This is a genomic window from Polaromonas sp. P1_E1_2 (genome assembly GCF_056406035.1).
The window spans coordinates 1-1,383 of sequence record NZ_JBFUAZ010000843.1; the positions used below are offsets into that span (position 1 = coordinate 1).

Annotated in this window: 1 protein-coding gene; it reads left to right on the forward strand. The window is 62.2% G+C overall.

From position 1 onward, the window contains the following. The first annotated feature begins 271 nt into the window (after positions 1-271). Positions 272-1,198 carry a sigma-70 family RNA polymerase sigma factor gene (locus AC1D1P_RS23425; protein ID WP_477674652.1) on the forward strand — a complete coding sequence of 309 codons (927 nt, stop codon included), beginning with the start codon at positions 272-274 and terminating at the stop codon, positions 1,196-1,198. Positions 1,199-1,383 lie beyond the last annotated feature (185 nt).

The window sequence follows — 1,383 nt, forward strand, 5'->3', positions numbered from 1 at the left end:
CGCTAGGAGCGCAACGCGGAGTGGCGCCGTTTTCACCCCATTCCCTCCGGGTTGCGATCAAAAAGGCCTTGCGCGGCGTTGCAAAGCCTTGACGGGGTCTACCCCGCCTGCGTTTTGCGCCTTGCTCAAGGCCTTTTTGACTCGCAACGCATCTTGCATAAATAGCGTTAACAGGCCCTAAAGAAAGCCCCCTGGTTTGCCGCAGCCTTTCATCGGCAAAGCCACCCAAGCCCTCACCTCCGAAGCACAATCACCAAGCCAAGGCCCTTTCATGAACGCCACACCCCAATCCACCGCCCTGCCTACAGCACCAGCCGCCACACCCCAGCCGGCCCTGCCTGAGTTCATCACCCTCATGGGCAAGCTGCGGCCCCGGCTGCACCGCTACTGCGCGCGCATGACGGGCTCCATCTTTGACGGCGAAGACATCGTGCAGGACACCCTGGCCAAAGCCGCGCAGGCTTATGACCCGGCCACGGTGCAGCATGCTGAGGGCTGGCTGTTTCGCATTGCGCACAACACCGCCATGGACTTTTTGCGCAGCAAGGCACGCGAAGAAGTGCACCTTGCCGATGAAGAGCCCGACACCACCGCCGACCCCTACGCCAGCGCCGAGCTGCGCCATGCCACCACGGCAGCGCTGCGCACCTTCATGCAGCTGCTGCCGGCCCAGCGCAGCGCGGTGATCCTGGCCGACGTGCTGGGCTACGCGATGGACGAAGCGGCAGAGGTGATGAACGTGAGCCTGCCCGCCATCAAGGCATCACTGCACCGCGGCCGCCTGCGCTTGCGCGAGCTGGCACAGCAACCACAAGACAAAGTCCCACCGCCTGCTTTGTCGCCGGCAGACCAGGCCCTGCTCACCGAATACGCGGCCCGCTTTAACGCGCGAGACTTTGACGGCCTGCGCGACATGCTGGGCGACCAGGTACACCTGAACCTGGTGGCACGTCTGCAACTGGACGGCAAGGCCCATGTGGCCGAATACTTTGGCCGGTATTCAGCCGTGACAGGCGTGATGCGCGTCACACCCACCAGCATTGAAGGCCGGCCGGCCATCTGGCTACACCAGGAGAGCGATTCCACGGTCAATGGCGACTACATCGTGGGGCTTGAGTGGCGAGACGGGAAGCTCATCACGATTCGCGACTTCAGGTATGCGTTTTACTTCGATGATGGGGTGCTGTTTGGTATTTGAGTGCGGACCATTGGGCAGGCATTGATTGACGAGCAGTTGGCAGTCCGGCGGCTGGCGCATGCCGCGGAAACGCTGACGGTGCACCCTGCGTTGGCAGCTTGGGAAGGGTGCTGCTTTGCTGCAGCAGCTCAAGGATGAGGTGCGGTTTGAGAAAATGAAGGAGCTGTTGCTTCGGACTTCAAAGG

Bases quoted from the DNA above. Each gene is read 5' to 3' on its own strand.
- AC1D1P_RS23425 (WP_477674652.1), top strand. From the start codon at position 272: ATGAACGCCACACCCCAATCCACCGCCCTGCCTACAGCACCAGCCGCC.